At 66.1% G+C, this 14,478-nt stretch carries 16 protein-coding genes; 3 read left to right on the top strand and 13 right to left on the bottom strand.

Features of this window, described 5'->3' with window-relative positions; all coding sequences use genetic code 11:
• The first annotated feature begins 146 nt into the window (after nucleotides 1-146).
• On the top strand, nucleotides 147-272 hold the full coding sequence (locus F7O44_RS30865; protein WP_281353361.1) for a hypothetical protein: 126 nt from the start codon (nucleotides 147-149) through the stop codon (nucleotides 270-272).
• Nucleotides 273-510: 238 nt separating this feature from the next.
• On the opposite strand, the gene F7O44_RS01315 is transcribed toward F7O44_RS30865, so the two are convergent.
• Together F7O44_RS01315 and F7O44_RS01310 are read right to left on the bottom strand one after the other, a co-directional pair.
• Nucleotides 511-756 (bottom strand): hypothetical protein, encoded by a 246-nt coding sequence (locus F7O44_RS01315; protein WP_162448389.1) that lies wholly within the window; start codon nucleotides 754-756, stop codon nucleotides 511-513.
• A 79-nt stretch (nucleotides 757-835) separates the two neighbouring features.
• Complete coding sequence (locus F7O44_RS01310; RefSeq protein ID WP_162448388.1) at nucleotides 836-1,870, bottom strand: NAD(P)-dependent alcohol dehydrogenase; 1,035 nt, start codon at nucleotides 1,868-1,870, stop codon at nucleotides 836-838.
• 88 nt (nucleotides 1,871-1,958) lie between these two features.
• On the opposite strand from F7O44_RS01310, the gene F7O44_RS01305 reads away from it, so the two are divergent.
• Nucleotides 1,959-2,549 (top strand): TetR/AcrR family transcriptional regulator, encoded by a 591-nt coding sequence (locus F7O44_RS01305; protein ID WP_162448387.1) that lies wholly within the window; start codon nucleotides 1,959-1,961, stop codon nucleotides 2,547-2,549.
• Between the two features lie 106 nt (nucleotides 2,550-2,655).
• Here F7O44_RS01305 and F7O44_RS01300 read toward each other — a convergent pair whose 3' ends face one another.
• Nucleotides 2,656-3,501, bottom strand: coding sequence for an NAD(P)H-binding protein (locus F7O44_RS01300; RefSeq protein ID WP_162448386.1), 846 nt, complete (start codon nucleotides 3,499-3,501; stop codon nucleotides 2,656-2,658).
• Nucleotides 3,498-3,923: a nuclear transport factor 2 family protein gene (locus tag F7O44_RS01295; protein ID WP_162448385.1), complete on the bottom strand. Its 426-nt coding sequence runs from the start codon at nucleotides 3,921-3,923 to the stop codon at nucleotides 3,498-3,500. The genes F7O44_RS01300 and F7O44_RS01295 overlap by 4 nt, the downstream gene beginning before the upstream one ends.
• 89 nt (nucleotides 3,924-4,012) lie before the next feature.
• Between F7O44_RS01295 and F7O44_RS01290 the strand changes: the two genes are divergently transcribed.
• Nucleotides 4,013-4,600 carry a TetR/AcrR family transcriptional regulator gene (locus tag F7O44_RS01290; protein WP_162448384.1) on the top strand — a complete coding sequence of 196 codons (588 nt, stop codon included), beginning with the start codon at nucleotides 4,013-4,015 and terminating at the stop codon, nucleotides 4,598-4,600.
• A 200-nt stretch (nucleotides 4,601-4,800) separates the two neighbouring features.
• Here the strand turns inward: F7O44_RS01290 and F7O44_RS01285 are convergent, their stop codons facing one another.
• From F7O44_RS01285 to F7O44_RS01245, 9 genes are all read right to left on the bottom strand, one after another.
• Nucleotides 4,801-5,976, bottom strand: a complete 1,176-nt coding sequence (locus F7O44_RS01285) for a peptidoglycan recognition protein family protein (RefSeq protein ID WP_162448383.1) — start codon at nucleotides 5,974-5,976, stop codon at nucleotides 4,801-4,803.
• Between the two features lie 150 nt (nucleotides 5,977-6,126).
• Nucleotides 6,127-6,990: a sugar phosphate isomerase/epimerase family protein gene (locus F7O44_RS01280; RefSeq protein ID WP_162448382.1), complete on the bottom strand. Its 864-nt coding sequence runs from the start codon at nucleotides 6,988-6,990 to the stop codon at nucleotides 6,127-6,129.
• Nucleotides 6,991-7,012: 22 nt separating this feature from the next.
• The gene (locus tag F7O44_RS01275; RefSeq protein WP_162448381.1) at nucleotides 7,013-7,789 is read right to left on the bottom strand and encodes an SDR family NAD(P)-dependent oxidoreductase; all 777 of its coding nucleotides are present in this window, start codon (nucleotides 7,787-7,789) and stop codon (nucleotides 7,013-7,015) included.
• Nucleotides 7,790-7,804: 15 nt separating this feature from the next.
• The gene (locus F7O44_RS01270; RefSeq protein ID WP_162448380.1) at nucleotides 7,805-8,770 is read right to left on the bottom strand and encodes a sugar ABC transporter substrate-binding protein; all 966 of its coding nucleotides are present in this window, start codon (nucleotides 8,768-8,770) and stop codon (nucleotides 7,805-7,807) included.
• A 74-nt stretch (nucleotides 8,771-8,844) separates the two neighbouring features.
• Nucleotides 8,845-9,843, bottom strand: coding sequence for an ABC transporter permease (locus F7O44_RS01265; RefSeq protein ID WP_162448379.1), 999 nt, complete (start codon nucleotides 9,841-9,843; stop codon nucleotides 8,845-8,847).
• 1 nt (nucleotide 9,844) lies between these two features.
• Nucleotides 9,845-11,410: a sugar ABC transporter ATP-binding protein gene (locus F7O44_RS01260; protein ID WP_162448378.1), complete on the bottom strand. Its 1,566-nt coding sequence runs from the start codon at nucleotides 11,408-11,410 to the stop codon at nucleotides 9,845-9,847.
• Nucleotides 11,407-12,477: a zinc-dependent alcohol dehydrogenase gene (locus F7O44_RS01255; RefSeq protein ID WP_162448377.1), complete on the bottom strand. Its 1,071-nt coding sequence runs from the start codon at nucleotides 12,475-12,477 to the stop codon at nucleotides 11,407-11,409. The genes F7O44_RS01260 and F7O44_RS01255 overlap by 4 nt, the downstream gene beginning before the upstream one ends.
• Nucleotides 12,478-12,489: 12 nt before the next feature.
• The gene (locus tag F7O44_RS01250) at nucleotides 12,490-13,467 is read right to left on the bottom strand and encodes a transketolase family protein (RefSeq protein WP_162448376.1); all 978 of its coding nucleotides are present in this window, start codon (nucleotides 13,465-13,467) and stop codon (nucleotides 12,490-12,492) included.
• The gene (locus F7O44_RS01245) at nucleotides 13,467-14,384 is read right to left on the bottom strand and encodes a transketolase (protein WP_162448375.1); all 918 of its coding nucleotides are present in this window, start codon (nucleotides 14,382-14,384) and stop codon (nucleotides 13,467-13,469) included. Before F7O44_RS01245 ends, F7O44_RS01250 begins: the two co-directional genes overlap by 1 nt.
• Nucleotides 14,385-14,478 lie beyond the last annotated feature (94 nt).

Below are 14,478 nucleotides of genomic sequence, written 5' to 3'. Positions count from 1 at the left end.
TCCGCAACGTTATAGTAGGCTCCCGCACTGAATGCTCGGCGGCGCACCTTGGCCCGCCGTCGGGCATCACAGCCAGCCGGTATCCAGACGGGCTCCTTTCGCTGAGCCTGACCGGCGGACAGAGATCACACTTTGGAGGTTTTGTCATGACCGTGACCAGGATCGAGATCGCCGATCTTGTCGAGGACGTCTTCACCGATCCGCCGGTCGACAAGTCGGACCTGCTACAGGGCGCCAACGTGAACGGCGCTGGTTTGCCCGTTGACCGCTGAGGCAGGGCCCGGCCTCGGCAGACTCCGCGACGCCTCCACCCTCCGAGATGTGCCCGTGGCCTTCGGTGACCACACCGGCCTCGGCCTCATAGTGCCCCGCATCGACGACGTTTCGGTGGCGGCGGACTAGCGATGTGAGCCGTCGCCCGAGACGGCGCTGGGCCGGACCACAACCTGGGCCATGCCATGGCCAGGCGCGGTGAAGAACGCCTTCGCGTGCCGGCTGGCTGCTCTACTCCTACCCCGACCGGCTCCAACGTAGATCGAAGGCGCACTGCTCGCTGAGGGCCTCGTCGGAGTCATCGCGCCCGAGCACGTCCTCGAATCTCTCCATTCGGTCCTGCCCGGCTGCGAACGTGTAGAACTCGTTGCCGCGGCCCTCGCCAAAGGCCTGGAATACGACCACGTCGTCCTGCTCGAACTCGGCGGCATCGACGCGACGGCGATACGCGCGTCCGCACGGCCCTGAGAACGCAGCGTGCATGCGGGCCCCACTCCGTTTCACCGCCGGTCCACGCTCCTGATCAAGTTCGCAGTGCCACCCGGCCCAGCGGCTGGACAAGTCAGTCGAGGTCGGAGAGGTCTAGGACGAAGCGGTAGCGAACGTCGTTGCGGGCAAGACGTTGCAGCGCCTCGTTGACCTGTGCGGACGGCAGCAGTTCGATGTCCGCGGTGATGCCGTGGCTTGCGCAGAACTCGAGCATCTCGGCCGTGGCGGGCAAGCCTCCACTGCCCGCCGAGGTCAGCCTCTTGCGGCCGATGAGAAGGTCAATGGTCGCCACGCTGACCGGCCCAAGGTAGCCGACCTGGCTGAGTGTGCCGTCCAGGGCCACCAACCGCAGGTAAGGGGCGAGATCATGTGGGGCGGAGATCGTGTCGAGCAGGACGTCGAACCGCTCGCGTGCGCCATTCAGCTGCGCTTCGTCGGTGGACACGATCAGATCATGAGCACCGAGTTTCCGTGCATCGTCGACCTTGGCCGGCGAGCGGCTGATGACGGTGATGGCCGCCCCGAGGGCGACGGCCATCTTGACAGCCAGATGGCCCAGCCCGCCGAGGCCGGCAACGGCGACCCGACTTCCCGGGCCCACATCGAGGGCGCGAAGTGGTTCCCAGACGGTGATCCCCGCGCACAACAAGGGCGCCGCGGACGCAGGATCTAGCCCGGCAGGCAGCGCATGGGCAAACCGTTCGCGGACCACGCACTCCCGCGCGTACCCGCCCAGCGTGGTCGACCCGTCGACGCGATCGACACCGCCATAGGTCAGCGTCGGGAACTCATGGCAAAAGTTCTGCTGCCCGACTCGGCACATCGCGCAGACACCGCAGGAGTCCACGATGTTGCCCACCGCGACCGGGTCGCCGATGCCGAGTTTCGTGACGGCGCGACCGGTCTCAGTGACCACCCCGGTGAACTCGTGCCCGGGAACAAGCGGGTGCCCCTCACCTGAACGTACGGCGTGCAGGTCGGTATGACACACGCCGCAGTAGTCCACCCGAACGGCGACATCGTCCGGTCGTAGGTCGCGTCGCTCAAGCGGCACCCGGTTAAGCCCAGAGGCAGAGTCCGCCGTCTGCCATCCCGTCGTAGTTCTCATCCCCACCCACAAACAGACTGTTCGGTCTGTTACAGAATAGCAGCCAACCAAGATGCAGACCAACTGTTCTGTCGATTACGGTGGGTTCATGGTTGAGCAGCCGTCCACAGACCGGGGCGCCGCAACCTGGCAGCGCATCGTCGACGTCGCGACGCAGGAGTTCGCAGAGCACGGCATCGCAGGCGCCCGGGTCGAGCGAATCGTCCGGGCAGCACGGACGAACAAGGCCCAGCTCTATGCATACTTCGGCAGCAAGGACGGCCTGTTCGACGCGATCTTCTTCGGCTCATTGCAGCGGATCATGAACGTCGCGCCCATCGATGCCACCAACCTGGCGGATTGGGCCGTGCGCCTCTACGACGAGTACCTGCGCCGGCCCGACCTCATCCGGCTAGCCACCTGGGCACGGATGGAACGTCGCCCGTCCGGTCACCTCGTCGCCCAGAACGAGCGGGTCGACGACGCCAAGCTGAGAGCCATCGCCGACGCCCAGAAAGCCGGTCTCGTTCGCCAAGGTGACCCATTCGACCTGATGGCCATGGTCATCGCGATGTCCATGGCCTGGTCACCAGTGAGCAACGTCTACGCCGCCACCGCCGACGAACCAACCGAAGCCCACGACCGCCGCCGCACCCTCCTCCGCGACTGCGTCACGCGGGCCATGACCCCGCCGACCTAACCGCCCGAACGGAAAACCAGCCGAGACCCACGGAGCTCGCGGTGGAAGCGCCAACGTTGTCTTGTGGCGGGAACGTCCGCCTGACGGGGAATCAGGCGCCGATCGCTCACTGCCGTGCCATCTCCCGTTCGGCGACTTCGCGGAAGCTGCGCGGCGGGCGTCCGGTGAGTCGCTGGACGGCGTCGGTGGTGCGGTCCTCGGCCCCCTCAGCGATGGCGCGGTCCAGTCCGGCCAGCATCGCGGCGAACTCGGGCGACACCTGTGCCGTGAGCCGGTCGCGAAACTGATCATAGGTCAGGTGGTGATGCGCCACGGGCTGACCGGTGACCTCGGTGACGATCGTGGCGATGTCGTCGTAGCTGAGCGCCTCCGGTCCGGTGAGGATCAGGTCAGCATTGGGGGCAGGGTCATCGATCAGGGTACGCGTGGCGACGGCGGCGATGTCGTCGGCATCGACGAAGCCGACGCGGCCACTACCTGTCGCAGTCAGGATGCTGCCGTGTTCGCGGATGCTGCGAGCGTGAACGTGCGTGCCGGTGAAGTTCTGCATGAACCAGGAGGGACGCAACACCGCCCACTCGTCGAACAGGCCGGGCAAGGCTTGGTGCACGGCTCCCACCGCCGGGCCGCCCTCGGGAATGGCCGAGGAGCTGAGGAGTACCGCGCGGTGCACGCCGGCGGCGCGAGCCTGCTGAAGAAAGGGCAGCATGACCGAAGCCGGGCCGGGATCGCCCACAGGTGGCACGAGGTAGACGCGGTCGACTCCGTCGAGAGCCTCGACGTGAGATGCGGGGTCATACCAGTCGAAGCGGACCGGCTCCGCGCCTGGGACCGCGCTCGCGTGACGGCTGGCAGCCTTCACGTGGCGGCCCGCGCCGATCAGCTGAGCGGCGGTCCGGCTGCCGGTGGTGCCGGTGGCGCCGACGACCAGCGTGGCGTCGTCGGGGGTCATCGGGCGCTCCTCGCGAAGTCAGTGCCGGGTTCCTGGAGGATCGTCGGGTTCCAGTAATCGCGGTAGGAGGTGATGAGCCCGTCGTGGACCGTCACCACGGCGATATAGCGCATGTCGAAGGGACCGCCGGTCTCCACCAGCCGACCCACGCCGCGCAGCTCGACCACGATCCTGTCCGGCGCTGTGGTGTCATGGATCTGCACCTCCGGGAAATCGTGCAGGTCGATGTGGTCGGGATAATGGCGCATGTACGCGGCGATGGCTTCCTTGCCTTCCAGCCGCGTCGGCCAGCCTTTGGGGGCGAAGGGAAACTCTATGATCCCGTCCTCGGCCCACAGGCCGACCCATGCGGGGATGTTCTTGTCAAGCAACAGTCGCAGACTGTGGCGGTACAGGTCCGCCGGTGTGGCATGCGCAGGCATGTGCAGTCGTCCTCCGTGGCGTAGAATACGGACTCGTGGTCCGCTTCAACAATACGGACCCCTGGTCCGTTTTGCAAGGGAGGGAACGAGTGGCCGAGCGCAAGCCCCGCAAGGACGCGGCACGTAACCGGGCGGCCGTGCTTGCCGCCGCCGACACCCTGTTGTCTCGCTGCGACAATCACGAGGACGTCACCATGGCAGATATCGCGGCAACAGCCGGTGTCGGCAAAGGAACGCTCTTCCGCGCCTTCGGTGACCGCACCGGGCTGGTCCGCGCGTTGTACGGGGCGCGGCTCGAACCGGTCGAGAACGCCGTCAAAGCCGGCCCGCCACCGTTGGGCCCCGCCACGGCGCCTCTCGAACGCGTACCTGCCGTGCTCGATGCCCTGCTGTGCTTCAAGCTCGACAACCGCCACCTCGCGCTGGCCCTGGAAGAGACCGAGAGCAGTAGCCCTTACCAGGCAGACCACTACGACCGGTGGCACAGCCTCCTACAGGCCATGCTGGATCAGATCCCCGGTCTCGTCGACAACAACTTCACCGCCCACGCCCTGCTCGCCGCCATCCGAGCCGACCTCGTCGAACGCCTGGTCAGTCATGAGCGCGTGCCGCGCGAGACGATGCGGGCACAACTGGCCAGCTTCACCATGAGACTCCTGAACTCCGGCAAGACTTGATTCGCGGGCGCCCTCCGCTTCAACCAGGCGGTATTGACCTCCCCTCGGCACAAGGGCAACACACCGTGGCGCTAGGCCGTCGTGGCTTTTGACCTGGCGCCAACAGAGCGAGACCTCATCACGAACCTCGCCCGCACCTTGACAGGATGGGGCACAGACGCTCCCCGAGCACATCACCCGGGTTCGGTTCATCTGCCGCGTCAGCCCAGCCGGTTCGCGACCCGGCCGCGGATGGTGCTGAGGTTGCCGTAGAGCCGGGCTCCTGGGCATTCGGTGGCGCTGGCATCACGGTGGCCGGCGATCGCGGGCTGTTGCGTGAGGCTCGGCGGGTAGGAGACTCTTCGCGGATCGACGTTGTGCACGGAGAACTTCCACGCGATGACGTCGGCGAAAGCGTTGAGCGCTGCGTTGGATGGATTGGTGCCGCCGTAGCTGCCGAGGAGGGCCGTGCCGAAGGCATATGAGTTGTAACCGGCCGTGTGCGCGCCGATCACCGCACGGGTGACCCCACCGTGCCGGCCTTCCCAGATGCGGCCGAACCGGTCGATGAGGAAGTTGTAGCCGATGTCTTTCCAGCCGCGCCCATTGACGTGGTAGGTGTAGATCGAGCGGATGATGCCCGGCACCTCCGACTGGCTGTAGCCGTTCCTCCCCGCCGTGTGGTGAACGAACGCACCGCGCACCTGGCCGTATGTGGCGCTGCCGCGAATGGACTCGTCGGCGCCCCAGTTGGCCCTCGACCGGATCGTGGGGCGGGCTGCGGCAGTCTCCACACCTCCGGCGCTCATCGCTTCCGCGGCGGCGTCGGCCTCCGAATGCCCGGGGTCGATCAGTTCGATGCTGAGGTCTTCGGGTATCGCGCCCGCGGGCACTTCGATCCGGACCTCGACCGCGTCGGAGCGGCCGGCGATGACGAAGTCGGTGCCACGACGGGCATGCGAGGCCTCGGGCGAGTTCGGGTCCGGGCCGTGTCCGTCGTCGTGAAGAGTCGTCCACTCCGACCATCCGCCGCCTCGGTTACGGGTGCGCAACAAAAGGGTGGCTGTCGATGGCGCGTCGCCGGCCCATGTCAGGGCAGCCCCGGAGAAGGACTCGGTGCGGAATTGCTTGGTTGCGTAGATGTCGACCGCCGCGGAACGGCGCGCCGGGCTGTCCGTGCTGCCGAGATCGCGCAGGTGCTCCGCTCGCCCCACTGCACGCAGCTTGCCGCGGCCGACGGCAATTCGCTCGATTCTCGCCCCGGCCGGACTCGCTTGGACTGTGGATGGCAACGTGATCAGTCCAGCCGCGACGGGTGCGCCGAGGGCAAGTCGTAGGACCGACCTACGGGTGAGGTAAGGGCGTAACTCACTGGCCGATTGGTGCTCTGCAGACATAGTCTCTCCCCGTGACTATCCGTAACTCTCTGTTATGGATGCATTTGAGGCTAGTCGCGATGTTTGTGACCCGTCGAGCGATTCGTAGAGATTCGACCCGCGAATTGCCGGATTGTCCTAGCGCAACGCACGTGCCACGCCGCCCTGGCATCAGCCTCCGACTACGCCGTTGATCTTCCTGGCGGCATCGGCGACGAGAGCAGCACCGTCGGTATAGGGCGAACGCCAGATGGCCAGAGCCGAGCTGGCCTCGGAGGTGAGCACATCCCGCGTGAACGCCTCCACGCCGAACGGACCGGTGTAGCCCGCCTCGAGCGCGGTGGTGACGATGCGCGGAATATTGACCACGCCGGTCGTCAGCGGGCCACGGCCGGACTGGCCGAGCTCGAGGTAGCCGAGTCTGGGTGCCGCCAGGCGGATGGCAGCGGCCATATCGGCCTCCTCGACGGCCATATGGAAGGTGTCGAGATGGATGCGCAGATGCTCCGAACCGCTCATACGGATGTACTCCAAGGCTTGTGCGGCGGTGTTAATGGCCGCTGTCTCGTAGCGATTGAGGACTTCGAAGGTCATCGTGATGCCGATCTCGTGTGCTTCGTCGGCGATGTGGCCCACCAACTGGGCGGACTGCTCCAGGGACGGCCGAGGAAACGGCCCACCGGGCCGGCCGAAGAGGCCATAGGGCACGCCGTTGAGCTGGTCCGACCCGAGCTCGGCGGTGAAGCGGACCATTCGCCGCAATGCCGCAGAACCGGCCGCACGGACTGTGGGGTCCAACGAGGAGACGTCGGCATCCGGAGACTGCCCGGCGATCGCCACGGGTGTGAGCTCTCGCGTGGCGAACATGGCGCCCAGCTTCTCGGCGTCGAGCGCGTCGGGATCCACCGGCGGCAGGACTACACGGCTGTACCCGGCATCGGCCAGGACATCCAGTGCGGCCGGTAACCCCGGATCGTCCAGGCCTGCCACCAGCACGTTCAGGTGGCAGCCCAGGTCAAGCTTCGCTGTGCTCATCGTCTTCTTCTCTCCCGCCGATTCAGAAGACCGGGAGGTCGAGTCGCTGTTTGAACACCGAGTAGCCGTCGTCCACGTGCACAACCGTGCCGTTGATGACGTTCGCCTCGTCCGAGGCGAGGAAAGCCACAACGTTAGCGATCTCGTCCGGCTCGGTCAGCCTGTCCCGCAGTTGCTCGGCCGCGAACGTGGCCTTCAGATCATCGTCGAACTGCTGGATGATCGGCGTACCAACGCGGCCCGGAGTGATGGCCACACACCGGATCCCGTGCCCGGCCAGCTCGTAGGCGGCCGACCGGGTGAAGGAAATGACAGCCGCCTTCGCCGCGCTGTACGTGAATGCCAGCTCAGCCGCCTGCTCCCCGTAGATCGACGATGTGCTGATAATGACGCCGGGAGTGCCCTGCCGCACGAATTGGCGCCCCGCGGCCAGGATGCCGTAATACACCCCGGTTTGATCCACCGCGATCATCGGCTCGTAGTCCACTGACGGATCGTGCTCCAGCAGTGGCTTGCCACCGGCGATACCGGCGTTGTTGAAGATGACGTCGAGCTTGCCGAACGTTTCCACAGCGTGCTGGACGGCTGCCTCGACCTGCTCGTAGACCGCGACGTCCACCTTGACGGCCGTAGCGGACCCGCCCACGTCCTCGATCTCGGCCGCCACTCTGCGGGCGTCGTCGTCGTTGATGTCCGCCACGACGACCTGCGCGCCCTCGCGCGCCAGCTTGTGTAGGGTGGCCTCGCCGATGCCGCTGGCTCCGCCGGTGACGAGTGCGACCTTGCCTTCCAGACGCATGTGTATGACTCCTTCTCAGCCCGTGGGCTCGATGTCGGCGACGTTGTCGATGGTGACGAGGGTGACGTCGGATTCGATGAAGTTCTCCTCCGGCAGTTCACTGGTGTCCGCGTAGTGCTCCAGTTGTCCGATGACGATGTCGAGGATGCCCGGCCAGTCCTGCACCACGGTCGCGTGGAACGGGCCATCTTTCTCGATCTCGTTCAGGGCGATGCCGACGGCGTCGACGCCGGTGACGACGACGTCCTCCCGCCCCGCCTCGGTGGCCGCCTGCGCCGCGCCTACGGCGGCGTGGTCCCAGCCGTTCCAGATGCCGTCCAGTCCGGCGGGGTTCGCCTGGAGGTAGTCGGTGACGAACTGCAGCGCCTCCTCCTGGGAGGTGCCGGGGTTGAGTACCTGCCGGACCTCGTCCGGGGTCACGGTGGCGCCTGCCTCGGTGAGCAGGTCATAGGCGATGCCGCTGCGGGTCATGATCCCCACGTGCGGGTCGTGCCCGATGATCATGACTTCCTTGCCTTCGAGGCCGCCCATCGCCTCCTCGAGCGCTCCGACGGTGAGCTCGGCGATCTGCTGCTGGCTCGTGGTCACGTCGACGACGAAGTCGTCGTTCGGCTCCACGCCGCCGTCGATGGAGAAAATCGGCACGTCGGCTTCCTCTGCCGCGTTGACCAGCGGAGCGATCTGCCGAGGATCCGGGAAGCCGGCCAGAACCGCGTCCGTGCCCTGAGTGATCGAGCTGACGACATCGGTGTTGATGACGTCGTAGTCGAAGTCGGACGTATGCAGGGTGACGTCCCAGCCGAGTTCCTCGCCACGTTCCACGAAAGCGTCGAGCGTGTACTTGCCGACCGGAGTTCCGTAGCCGGCGGTGAACGCGGCGACCCGAAAAGTGTCGTCGTCGCCAGCGGTGCATGCGCTGAGCATGGTTGCCATGGCGAAGGCTGTGATGGAGGTGACTGCCAGTGTTCGTCGTTGACGCATGGTGACTCCTCGTTGAGTGACGCGACCCGTCGACACGGGTGCTTTCCGACGTAAGAGCAGTGGTGTGTATCCAGCTACCTGCTGCATGTCTTCAACGCTGAGAGCAGCACGGCAGCCACGATGATGAGGCCCGTGAGCACCTGCTGGTAGTACGTGTTGACGCCGATGATGTTGAGCCCGTTGCTCATCACCCCGATGATGGCGACGCCGACGAGCGTCCCCCCGATATTCGCCTGCCCGGACTTCAGCACAGTCATGCCCAGAAGCGCTGCGGCGACGGCGAGCATCATGTAGTTGTTAGCGCTGGTGGCGCTGGCGCTGCCCAGCCGGGAGACCAGGATGATCCCGCCGAGCGCCGCCACCGAACCGGCCACGGTGAAGGCGAAGAACCGCATCCACCGCACGTTGATTCCGGACAGCCGTGCCACCTCGGCACTGCCACCTACGGCGTACCAGCGGCGGCCGGTTGTGGAAAACCGCAGCACCAGCCAGATCACCAGTGCGATGACCGCTGCGAAGATGACCGGCATCGGGATGCCCAGGTGACGGCTCTGGCCGAACCAGCCGAACGCCTCCGGCATGCCGTAGAGCGTGGTCCCGTCAGTCACCAGGAATGCCAGCCCGCCGATCGTTGTCATCGATGCCAGGGTCGCGACCAGCGCCGACAGCCCGGCAAAGGCGACGAGTATCCCGTTCGCGACACCGACTAGCGTCCCGACCAGCAGGCCGATCGCGATCGCCACCGGCATCGAGGTTCCACCGACCATCAACGCGGCCGCCGTGGCTCCGGACAGCGTTGCGTTCGTCCCCACCGAGAGGTCGAAGTTCCCCACCACCATGACGACCGTCTGCGCCACCGCGATGATCGTCAAGATGGCGATCTGCAGCAGGAGGTTGCGCAGATTCGCGAAGGTGAGGAACGCGTCAGGGCGCATCACACCGAAGAAGGCGATGAGTGCGACAAGCGCGAGGACGGTCCCACCCTGCCAGAAGAGCTGGCCGATCGAGGTGCGGTCGGCCGTGGCGCGGTCGGTCGATACCGGGACAGCTTGTGGAGTATCGGTCTTGGCCATCTCATGCAGCCCTTCCGTAACAGTAAGAGAGGAGGAGCTCTTCGTCTGCGGCCTCCGCGGGGACCTCACCCGACAGGCGACCTTCATGCATGATGAGGATCCGGTCGGTCATGCCGATGAGCTCGGGAAGCTCGGAACTGACGGCCACCACCGTGGTGCCACCGGCGGCCAGCTCGCGGATCAGCCGGTAGATCTCCGCCTTCGTACCCACGTCGATGCCCCGAGTAGGCTCGTCCAACAGCAGCACCTTGGGCCGGCGGGCGAGCATCTTCGCCAGGACGATCTTCTGCTGGTTTCCGCCCGAGAGCTGGCTCACATGCTGGCGCGGACCGCGCGCCTTGATCTGTAGGTCGTCGAGCGCCGTGCGGGCCAGACCGGTGACCCTGTGCTGCAGCACCCACCCGATCCGGCTGACCTCCGCGAGGTTCGCCACGGCGATGTTGTCCTGGATCGTGGCGTCCAGGATCACGCCCTGGCTGCGTCGTTCTTCCGGCACCAAGGCGAGGCCGGCGTCGAGCGCTCGCCCGACGCTCCCCCGAGGCGCTAGGCCCCGCCCGGAGACGGAGACCGTGCCTCCCGTGCGGCGTTGCGCCCCCGAGAGCAGACGCAGTAACTCGCTGCGGCCGGATCCGGCCAGCCCGCCGATCCCGAGCACCTCTCCGGACGAGGCGTGGAACGACACATCGCTGACCCGGTGACCTGTCAGCCCCTCCACCCGCAGCACGACGTCGTCGGTCGCGGTCCCCCGTTCCGGGTATAACTGGCCTTGTGCGCGGCCGACCATGGTGGCAATGACCTCGTCGACGGTGACGTCGTCGACATCGCGGGTGGTGATCGTCGATCCGTTGCGCATGACGGTCAGCCGGTCGCACAGCTCGAAGACCTCCTCGAGGCGGTGCGAGACGTAGACGATCGCCACACCCTCGTCGCGCAGCGCCCGCAGAACCGTGAACAAGCTCTCGATCTCGACGTCTGTCAGCGACGCGGTCGGTTCGTCGAGGATCAGCACCCGGGCATCGGTCGCCAGCGCCCGGGCGACGGCGACCATGGTCTGCTGGACTGGAGAGAGATCTCCCGCGAGGCGACGCAGCGAGATCTTCTGGTTGAGCCGGTCCAGCTGTGCGCGGGCCTGCTGATGGAGCCGGCGCCACTGGACCAGGCCGCCGCGCCGTGGAGTCGTGTCGCCGAGCAGGATATTCTCCGCGACACTGATCGTCGGGATGACAGACAGCTCCTGGTAGAGCGCCACGATCCCGGCATGGTGCGCGTCGCGGACGCCGGTGAAGGCCACTGGCCGGCCCTCACACCGGATCTCACCTGCCTCGTGAGACAGCAGCCCGGTCAGCACCTTGATGAGCGTGGACTTGCCCGCGCCGTTCTCACCGAGCAAGGCGTGGATCTCGCCGGGACGCACGGAAAAATGGGCGTCGTCGAGCGCCAGGACGCCGTCAAAGCGTTTCACGACGCCGCGCGCCTCGAGCGCTGGTGGCGACCCATCGGCTTGAGTCGCTGTCACCAGGCTCGGCGCAGAGTCCAGCGGGGCTTGTGGAACTGGCGAGGCGTTCATGCCGCACCTACGTCATCGAGGTTGTTGCAGCGGATGAGCACCTTGGGGTGATTCCCGGAGAGATGTGCGGCGAAGGCGTCCGCCGCGTCTTCCAGCGGGTAGACGGTGGTGGTGAGTTCGTCGGTGAAGAGATAGGGCAGCAGGTTCAGAGCGCGGGGGAAGGCGTAGGGCGAGACGAAGACGCCGGTGAGCGTGAGCTCCCGTAGGTAGAGGTAGTCCGATAGGTTGAGCGGCAGCTCGTAGTCGGACGGATACATGGCGCCGTAGACGACGGTGCCTCCATAGGCGGCGATGTCGAGTAAGCCGCGGGTGGCGCGGGGGGATCCGGAGGCGTCGATGACGACGTCGAAACCACGCCCGCCCGTGACTTCCCGGGCGCGTTCCAGCTGGTCCTCATCGGTCGGGTCGATGGCATGGTCGGCCCCGTGCCGCAGGGCCATCTCCCGGCGTGCGGCGACCGGCTCGATCACCGTCAGCGACGTCGCACCGTACCGGCACATGACCTGCGCGGCGAGCTGGCCGATCGGTCCACCGCCGCAGACGGCGACAGTGTCGCCAGGACGGATACGGGTCTTGTCCGCGATGCGCACCGCTACCGACGTGGGCTCAAGCAGGCAACCCTTACGCAGTGAGACATCCTCGGGCAGCTCATAGACCTGGGAGGCGTGCCACGTGACGGTCTCGGCCATGCCGGGACGGTTGTAATCGTGGATCCGTTCGCAGAACTGCTGACGTCCGTCTCGGCAGGGGCGGCAGATGCCGCAGAACTTCAGGAAGTTGCCGGCCACGCGGTCACCGATCCGTAGACCAGTGCGGGACGCGGCATCCTCCCCCAGAGCCTCTATCACGCCCGAGAGCTCGTGGCCGAGGCCGATGGGCACGTCGGTCCCGAAGAATCCTTCGGCCAGGTGTGGGTCGGATCCGCAGATCGCGGCGTAGGCGACCCGCACGCGGACATCCTCGGCGCCAAGGGGCTGATCAGGGAAGTCGACGACGCCGATCCGCCCGCGCCTGCCCTCGTCGGTGTCGCGAAGGTTCCCGATCTTTGTCACGGCTACGGTTCGCATGATCTCCTCCTCTCAGACGCCGGCGGGCACGGCCGTCGTCGCTGCTCGACGCACGGCATCGAGCGTCGCGGTGAGCCCGTAGCCGTGTTTGTTCCGCAACTGCTCGTCTTCGCCGAAGCCGGCGTAGACCTGCGGGATGCCGAGGCGTTCAAAGGAGGTCAGGCGGATGCCGCGGTCGGCGACGACGTCGGCGACGCGAGTAGCGAGGCCGCCATAGGCGAGGTGATCCTCCAACACGACAAACCGGCCGGTCGTCTCCTCCGCACAGCGGACGATGAGATCCTCGTCGACAGGTTTGAGAGTGAACATGTCCACCACTCGCACCGACAGGCCCTCGTCGGCGAGTTGATCGGCAGCGGTCAGGGCCTGGGCGACAGTGGTGCCGTGCGTGAAGAGCGTGACGTCCCGACCGTCACGGGCGACGATGCCCTCGCCGATTCGCACGTTGTGCTGGCCGGATTCGTAGAGGATCTTGTCCTTCTTGCCCACCGCGAGGCGGATGTAGATCGGGCCGGACATGGTCATCGACTGCCGGATGATGTCTCCAACCATGAGCGGGTCCCCTATCGAGGTCACGGTCATATTCGTCAACGAGCACATCAGCGACAGGTCCTCCACCGCATAGTGCGTCGAACCGCCGTTGCCAACCAGGCCGCCGTGGGTTCCGATGATCTTCACCGGGAGGTTCGGATAGCACACATCGGTGCGGACCTGCTCTAACGCGCGCATCGACAGGAACGGCAGCATCCCGGACACGACGGGAATCATCCCGTCATACGCCAAGCCCGCCGCGATGCCTACACAGGCCTGTTCGGCGAGGCCGACATCGAGGAATCGCTCAGGGTATTTCTCTCGGAATTCCACGAGGGTCGCCCCGATATCCGGGGTGACCACCCAGAGGTTCTCGTGATCCTCACCCAGCTCAGCCAATGTGGCGCCGATCACGGAGCGGGCGGAGAGCATCTCCCCGAAAGTGAACGTCACGGGCATTACACAGCCTCCTTCTCGCGAGACGTGCTGGTAGCGCGTGCCGCCGCGAGTGCGGCGAGGGCACGCTCGAGGTCTTCGCTGCCCAGGGAGCCGGCGTGCCAGGCAAGATTGCGTTCCATGAAGTCCACGCCCTTGCCTTTGACCGTCTCGCAGATCACCACGGTCGGCCGCCGTTGGTCTGGGGCGGGGAGCGCATCAACCGCGCCGACTAGTTCGGTCATGTCATGCCCGTCGGCATCGATCACGTTCCAGTCGAAGGCGCGCCACTTGTCCGCATAGGGCTCGAAGACGACCCGCTCCTCGGCGAACGACGTCATCAGTTGCCGGTTGCGATCGACGAAGGCGACGAGGTTGCCCAATGCGTTCGACCGGGCCGCCATCACCGCCTCCCAGACCGAACCCTCACCGGTCTCACCGTCACCGAGCAGGCAGAAGACACGGTGACTCTCGCCACGCCCGCGAGCGGCCAGCGCCATCCCCACCGCGAGCGGGAGCCCATGGCCGAGTGAACCGGTCGAACACTCCACTCCAGGGAGCTGAACCTTGCACGGATGCATCCCATATGCGCTGTCAAGCTGCCCGTATGTCGCGACGATGTCGTCGTAATCGAAGAATCCGCGCTGGGACATCGCGATGTACATGCACACCGCCGCGTGGCCCTTGGAGAGCACGAACCGGTCTCGTGTCGGATTGGCGATATCCGACGGGTCCACGCGCAACCCATACTGAAACAGCACCGTGAGGATGTCCGACACCGACAGGTCGCCCCCGATGTGCACAGCTCCCTCGTAGGTCCCGCACAGGCGCAGCAGCTTCTCCCGCAACTCATACGCGAGATCCTCGAGTTCTTCCACACCGAGTTGCTGCTGCGCCAGCACTTCATAGCGCTCATCAGCTGCTGGGATCTCTCGACTCATAAATGCCTCCTCATTGGTGACACCTGATGCTGAGGTCAACGCGTCGTCGATAGTGCGTCCCCGTCGCTCTTCCTTCTCGGGTAGCGAATTCGCC

This window comes from Phytoactinopolyspora mesophila, from assembly GCF_010122465.1.
GTDB classification, from domain to species: domain Bacteria; phylum Actinomycetota; class Actinomycetes; order Jiangellales; family Jiangellaceae; genus Phytoactinopolyspora; species Phytoactinopolyspora mesophila.
This window is presented reverse-complemented; position numbering and strand designations above follow the sequence as displayed.

Bases quoted from the DNA above. Each gene is read 5' to 3' on its own strand.
- F7O44_RS30865 (WP_281353361.1), top strand. From the start codon at position 147: ATGACCGTGACCAGGATCGAGATCGCCGATCTTGTCGAGGACGTCTTC.
- F7O44_RS01315 (WP_162448389.1), bottom strand. From the start codon at position 756: ATGCACGCTGCGTTCTCAGGGCCGTGCGGACGCGCGTATCGCCGTCGC.
- F7O44_RS01310 (WP_162448388.1), bottom strand. From the start codon at position 1,870: ATGAGAACTACGACGGGATGGCAGACGGCGGACTCTGCCTCTGGGCTT.
- F7O44_RS01305 (WP_162448387.1), top strand. From the start codon at position 1,959: ATGGTTGAGCAGCCGTCCACAGACCGGGGCGCCGCAACCTGGCAGCGC.
- F7O44_RS01300 (WP_162448386.1), bottom strand. From the start codon at position 3,501: ATGACCCCCGACGACGCCACGCTGGTCGTCGGCGCCACCGGCACCACC.
- F7O44_RS01295 (WP_162448385.1), bottom strand. From the start codon at position 3,923: ATGCCTGCGCATGCCACACCGGCGGACCTGTACCGCCACAGTCTGCGA.
- F7O44_RS01285 (WP_162448383.1), bottom strand. From the start codon at position 5,976: ATGTCTGCAGAGCACCAATCGGCCAGTGAGTTACGCCCTTACCTCACC.
- F7O44_RS01280 (WP_162448382.1), bottom strand. From the start codon at position 6,990: ATGAGCACAGCGAAGCTTGACCTGGGCTGCCACCTGAACGTGCTGGTG.
- F7O44_RS01275 (WP_162448381.1), bottom strand. From the start codon at position 7,789: ATGCGTCTGGAAGGCAAGGTCGCACTCGTCACCGGCGGAGCCAGCGGC.
- F7O44_RS01270 (WP_162448380.1), bottom strand. From the start codon at position 8,770: ATGCGTCAACGACGAACACTGGCAGTCACCTCCATCACAGCCTTCGCC.
- F7O44_RS01265 (WP_162448379.1), bottom strand. From the start codon at position 9,843: ATGGCCAAGACCGATACTCCACAAGCTGTCCCGGTATCGACCGACCGC.
- F7O44_RS01260 (WP_162448378.1), bottom strand. From the start codon at position 11,410: ATGAACGCCTCGCCAGTTCCACAAGCCCCGCTGGACTCTGCGCCGAGC.
- F7O44_RS01255 (WP_162448377.1), bottom strand. From the start codon at position 12,477: ATGCGAACCGTAGCCGTGACAAAGATCGGGAACCTTCGCGACACCGAC.
- F7O44_RS01250 (WP_162448376.1), bottom strand. From the start codon at position 13,467: ATGCCCGTGACGTTCACTTTCGGGGAGATGCTCTCCGCCCGCTCCGTG.
- F7O44_RS01245 (WP_162448375.1), bottom strand. From the start codon at position 14,384: ATGAGTCGAGAGATCCCAGCAGCTGATGAGCGCTATGAAGTGCTGGCG.